Annotated in this window: 3 protein-coding genes; 2 read left to right on the top strand and 1 reads right to left on the bottom strand. The window is 73.0% G+C overall.

Annotated features, from left to right (window positions below; all coding sequences use genetic code 11):
* Window positions 1-122: 122 nt before the first annotated feature.
* On the top strand, window positions 123-1,138 hold a 1,016-nt coding region (locus tag AOK18_RS18840), incomplete at its 5' end, for an aldehyde dehydrogenase family protein (protein WP_240503231.1).
* Between the two features lie 180 nt (window positions 1,139-1,318).
* Here the strand turns inward: AOK18_RS18840 and AOK18_RS18835 are convergent.
* On the bottom strand, window positions 1,319-4,285 hold the full coding sequence (locus AOK18_RS18835) for a glycoside hydrolase family 3 C-terminal domain-containing protein (RefSeq protein ID WP_055695134.1): 2,967 nt from the start codon (window positions 4,283-4,285) through the stop codon (window positions 1,319-1,321).
* Window positions 4,286-4,673: 388 nt separating this feature from the next.
* Here AOK18_RS18835 and AOK18_RS18830 point away from each other — a divergent pair.
* Window positions 4,674-6,086: extracellular solute-binding protein (locus AOK18_RS18830; protein ID WP_055695133.1), on the top strand; the 1,413-nt coding region annotated here is incomplete at its 3' end.

The following is a 6,086-nucleotide window of genomic DNA, read 5'->3' as shown; positions in this document are numbered from 1 at the left end:
GCGGCGAGGTCGGCCGGGCCGTGTCCGTGTTCCGCTTCGCCGCCGAGGAGGCCCGCCGCTTCAACGGCGGAGAGGGCCAGCGGCTCGACACCGACGCCGGCGGCCAGGGGCGGCTCGCCCNNAGGGCGTCGTCCTGGGCATCGCGCCGTTCAACTTCCCGCTGAACCTGTGCGCCCACAAGATCGCCCCGGCCATCGCGGCCGGTGTCCCCATCGTCCTCAAGCCCGCCCCGGCGACCCCGCTGTCCGGGTTGCTCATCGGCGAACTGCTCGCCGGGACCGAGCTGCCGGCCGGCGCCTGGAGCATCCTCCCGGTCCCCAACGACCGCATGCCCGCCCTGGTGCGGGACGAGCGGCTGCCGGTGATCTCCTTCACCGGTTCCGAGCAGGTCGGCTACGCGATCATGGACTCGGTGCCGCGCAAGCACTGCACCCTGGAGCTCGGCGGCAACGGCGCGGCCGTCGTCCTCGCCGACTGGGCGAGCGACGAGGACCTGGACCGGGCCGCGCAGCGCATCGCCGCGTTCTCCAACTACCAGGGCGGCCAGTCCTGCATCTCCGTGCAGCGGGTCATCGCCGACACCTCCGTGTACGACCGGCTGCTGCCGCGCATCGTGGCCGCGGTGGAGGCCCAGGTCACCGGGGACCCGGCCGACGACGCGACCGACGTCGGCCCGCTGGTCAGCCAGGACGCCGCCGAACGCGTCGAGGCGTGGGTGCGGGAGGCCGTCGAGGCCGGCGCCACCCTCCTCACCGGCGGCAAGCGCGACGGCGCCTCCTACGCGCCGACCGTGCTCACCGACGTGCCGGCCGGGGCGACGATCGCCCGCGAGGAGGTCTTCGGCCCCGTCCTGACGGTGGCGAGGGCGGACGGCGAGGAAGCGGCCTTCGCCGCCGTCAACGACTCCAAGTACGGCCTCCAGGCAGGAGTGTTCACCCACGACCTCCAGGCCGCCTTCCGGGCCCACCGCGCCCTGGAGGTCGGCGGCGTCGTCATCGGCGACGTGCCCTCCTACCGCGCGGACCAGATGCCGTACGGCGGTGCCAAGCAGTCCGGGGTGGGCCGCGAGGGCGTGAGGTTCGCGATGGACGACTACACCTACGAGCGGGTGATGGTCCTGACCGGCCTGGCTCTCTGAGCGGACGCCCCGGTTCCCGGGGACCGTCCCCGGGTGGCCCGCGGGTGACGCGGGAGCGCCGCCCACGAGGGGCCCGGCACCGATGCCTCCGGTGCCGGGCCCCTTCCCGTGCCGGCGCGGCCCCCGGGGGCCCTCCGCGCCCCTCCCTCCTCCTCCCGGCTCGTCCGTGCCCGCGTGCCCTCAGCCCGAGAAGCCGACCCGCGCGAGCCGCAGCGCGCCGCGCAGCCGCAGGCGCACCTCGTGCACGCCGGTGACGGCCGCCGGGTCCCCGGGGGAGACGAGGGGGGCGCCGAGCGTGACGTAGTCGTACGGGCCCGGCGTCGGCGACGACGGGGACAGTCCGGCGAGCACCGGGCCGTCGTCGAGGGAGAGCTCGACGGTTCCCCCGCCGGACACCTCGACGGTCACCTCCCGCGCCCCGCTCCCGAAGTCGCAGGTGCGGAAGACCAGTTCGCCCTCCCGTCCGGCCACCGGCGTCACCGCGTCGCCGGACTCCCTGGTCCGGTCGACGATCTCGGTGCCGCTCTGCCCGTCGAAGCGGGCCGCGTCCAGGCCGTGCTCGAGCACCGCGCGGGGGACGGCGGGCTCGCCGTCGAGCGTGACGGTGGCCCGCTGCCGGACGTCCGTGCTGGAGGCGCCGGCCAGCAGCTCGTACCGGCCCGGCTCCACCCGCCACCGGTCCACCGCCACGTCCCAGAACGCGAAGACGGACAGGGGGAGTTCGAAGGCGACGTCGGCCGTCTCGCCGGGCGCGAGGGTCAGCCGCCGATGGGCCGCCAGCTCGCGCAGCGGACGCGGCACCGACGGGTCCACGGCCCGCGTGTAGAGCTGGACGACCTCGTCGGCCGCGACGGCACCGGTGTTGGTGACGGTGAACGAGACGCGCACCCCCCGCTCCCCGGCCCGCGCCGTCAGCTCGCCGTAGGCGAAGGACGCGTACGACAGGCCGTGGCCGAAGGGGAACAGCGGAGTGCCCCCGAAGTACAGGTAGGTCTGGCGGGAGCCGATCACGTCGTAGTCGAGCAGGCCGGGGAGGTCGGCGTCGCCGGCGTACCAGGTCTGCGGGAGCCGGCCGGCGGGGGAGACGTCACCGGCGAGCACCCGGGCCAGCGCGGTGCCCGCGGCCTGCCCGCCGTGCGCGGTCCAGAGCACCGCCGGCAGGTCCGTCGGATCGACCGCGTACGGGTAGGAGGAGACCAGCACCAGCACGGTGCTGGGGTTGGCGGCGCGGGCCGCGCGCAGCAGCAGCTCCTGCTGGGCGGGCAGCCGGAGCGTCGTGCGGTCCTCGGTCTCCCGGCCGTTGATGTGCGGGTCGTTGCCGGCGACCACCACGACCACGTCGGCCCGTGCCGCGGCCCGCGCCACCGCCTCCTCGCCGTGCTCGGTGACGATCAGCTCGAACACCTCGGGGCCCGCTCCGGCCACCGCGTCCCGTCCGGTGGCGGCGCCCTCCGAGGCCGGGGGGTTCCCGGGGGCAACCTTCACGCCGTCGGCGGCGACCTGCACGGGGAGCCCCGTCCCCAGGTGCCTGAGGAGGTGACCGCCGCCGTGCGGTTCCAGCCGGAACGTCTCCTGCACGACCCAGCCGCCCGGCTGGTCGGCGGAGGCGCGGAGGTAGCCGTCCTCGGCGACCGACAGGTACCGGCCGTCCGGGGCGCGCAGGGTCAGCACGCCCCCGCCCCAGTCGACCAGGGCGAGTTCGGTGCCCTCGGGCCCGGCGGTGAGCGGGGCCAGGTCGGTACGGCCGGCGAGCAGCGCCGGATCCAGCGCGCCCTCGGCGCCGCGTGCCGTGCCGGGGGCGTCGGGCGCCGGCGGGACGTGCAGGAAGGTGCCGGCGGAGGTCTTCACCAGGACGCGGTCCACGCCCTCCGTGAACTCCACCCGCTCGGCGCCGAACCGCTCGTAGAGCCCTTCCAGGGGAGTGGAGCGGTGGATCAGGGTGCCGCTGTACCAGTCGAGCTTGCACTCGTCGGCCAGCAGGCCGACCACGGCGACACGGGTGTGCGCCGGGGCCAGGGGCAGCAGGCCGTCGTTCTTCAGCAGGACGACGGCCTGTTCGGCGGCCTCCTGGGCCAGCGCCCGGTGCTCCGGGGTGTCGAAGGCGTGCTCGTCGGCGCCCCCCTCCGCCCGCGGGACACCGGGGTCCCCGCCGTTCCCGCCGCCCCCGTACGGGTCCGTGTCCGGGTCGAACTCGCCGAGCCGGAAGCGCACCGAGAGCTGCCGGCGGACCGCTTCGTCGATCTCGGCCTCCGTCAGCAGCCCCCGCCGCAGGGCCTCCCGGAGGCGCCCCACGATGACCGAGCTGTCCGTGCCGTGGTCCGTGAAACTGTCGACCCCGGCCCGCAGCGAGGCCGCGACGGCCTCCTCGTGGGTGTCGAAGTAGTGCTCGGAGTCGACCAGGTTGGACGGCGCCCCGGCGTCGGAGCAGACCAGCAGCTCCTCCCCGGTCCAGGTGCGCAGCTGCTCGCGCAGGTACGGCGAGACGTGGTTCGGACGGCCGTTGACCAGGTTGTAGGCGGGCATCACGCCGGCCACCGCCCCCGCCTCGACGGCGCCCCGGAAGGCGCGCAGATCGTACTCGTGCAGCACCCGCGGGCGGACGGAGCTGGACGCGGTGTCCCGGGCCGTCTCGTTGTTGTGCGCGAGCCAGTGCTTGAGCACCGGCGCCGTCCGCCAGTACACCGGGTGGTCACCGCGCAGGCCGCGGGTGTAGGCGGTGGCGATCGCCGAGGTGAGCCGGGGGTCCTCCGAGTAGCCCTCCTCGTTGCGGCCCCACAGGGGGTGGCGCAGCAGGTTGACGGTCGGCGCCCAGACGTTGAGACCGACCCGCTCGTCCCGGGCGCGCATCGCGCGCGTCTCCCTGGACACCGCCTCGCCGACCCGGCGCACCAGCTCCGGGTTCCAGGTCGCCCCCAGCCCGACGGCCTGCGGGAACACCGTCGCCGGACCCATCCAGGCCACCCCGTGCAGTGCCTCCTGGCCGGTGCGGAAGGCGGCGATGCCCAGCCGTTCGACGGCGGGCGTGAACTGGTGGAGGGCTCCGATCCTCTCCTCGAGGGTCAGCCGCGACAGAAGGTCGTCGACGCGCTTCGCGAACGGCAGGTGCGGATCGCGGAAAGGCGGCGTGGGCGGCGTTGGTGCGGTCACGTGGACATCCCCTTGCGGTGGAACGAAGAAGCGCTTTCGAAGCGCTTCGATGCTGATTCCGAGGTGGGGCGGGTGTCAAGGACATGAGCGGGGGAGATCGGGCGCCCGACGGGACCTCGCGGACATTTCCCCGAACTCCGTGGGTGCGAGGCGCATGTGTGGTGCTCGTGGGGCGGCTCGGCGCCCCTCCGAGGAATCTTGTAAGCAACTCTTGTGCGTCCTTGGGTGTTCACTTAACCTCGCAGCAACATCGAAGCGCTTCGACTGCGAGGCCGCCTCCCCGGCACGTTCCCTCCGAACGACCGCTTCGGCTCAGCCAGTTCCAGTGAAGACACCGCAGCCGACGGCCGCCGCCGGGTGTCCTGGTGTGCCATGAAGGGTTGACGCAATGACGCCGAACGCCTCCACCTCCTCCGGGCCCAGCCGGAGAAGCTTCCTCGCCTCCACCGCGGCCGCCACCGCAGCGGTGGCGGGGGGAATACCGCTGCTCTCCGCGTGCGGGGGTGCGGACGGCGGCGGCTCGCGCGACGGCACCACGTCGGGCAAGGAGGCCGAGAAGCTGCTGCCGGCGTACGTCGCCAGCAACGTCGTCACCCCCGACATCCCCAGCAGGAACGGCTCCGCGGTCGGCTTCACCGGCAAGCTCGACCTCGCGGACCTGAAGACGTCGGTGCCCGAGAAGCTCGGCAAGGGCAGCAAGGTCACCGTCATGTCGCCGTTCTGGGGCTCCCCGCCCAAGGAGGGCAACGCCTACTACCGGACGATGAACGACCTCATCGGCGTCGACGTGGTCTGGCGGAACCAGGACGGCAACACCTACGACCAGAAGCTCGGCGCGGTCCTCGCCTCCAGCGACGTGCCCGACGTCGTGGTCGTGCCCGGCTGGAACATGACGGGCAAGATCCCCAGCGCCGTCATCGGCAAGTTCGCCGACCTCGGCCCGTACCTCTCCGGCGACGCGGTCAAGGACTACCCGAACCTCGCGGCGATCCCCACCGACGCCTGGCAGCGGTCCATCTTCGGCGGCAAGCTGCGCGGCCTGCCCATGCCGTCCTCGTACGTCACCGGCATCGTGCCCCTCTACCGGCAGGACATCTTCGAGAAGGAGGGCTACGAGGTCCCCCGTTCCTGCGACGAGTTCATGGCGCTGGCCAAGGACGCCACCAACGCCAAGGCCAAGCGCTGGGCCTGCCTGGACATGAAGTGGACCGCCTTCAACGCCTTCGGCGTGCTCTCCGGCGAGGAGAAGTCGCTCGGCTGGAACGAGGTCGACGGCAAATTGATCTACCGCATCGAGACCGAGGAGTACCTCGAGGCCCTGGAGTGGACGCGCAAGCTGTTCGCCGCCGGTGTGGTGCACCCCGATGCCGAGCTGGGCAAGAGCAACGCCAACGACCCCGGCCCCAAGTTCGCCGCCGGCGAGTTCCTCGTCTACAACCAGGACTCGTCGCAGTGGTGGAGCCGCACAGCCGAACAGGCCGTGCAGAACCCCGAGTTCAAGATCTGGGGCATGGACGTCTTCGGCCACGACGGCGGCGACCCCACGCTGTGGGCGAAGAACCCGGCCGGCATCTTCGCCTTCGTCAACAAGAAGGCCTCCGAGGCCGTGATCCGCGACGTGCTGGCCGTCGCCAACGTCACCGCCGCGCCGTACGGCACCAAGGAGTACATGGCGACCAACTACGGGGTGGAGGGCACCCACTACACCGTCAAGGACGGCGTGCCCACCAAGACCGACCAGGGCAACATCGACGTGATGAACGCCTTCGTGATGATCGCGAGCCCCGCCCCGACCATCGCC

The sequence above is a fragment of the Streptomyces prasinopilosus genome, from assembly GCF_001419695.1.
Classification (GTDB): Bacteria; Actinomycetota; Actinomycetes; order Streptomycetales; family Streptomycetaceae; genus Streptomyces; species Streptomyces prasinopilosus.
The sequence above is the reverse complement of the archived record's forward strand: the minus strand, read 5'-3'. Positions and strand labels throughout refer to the sequence as shown.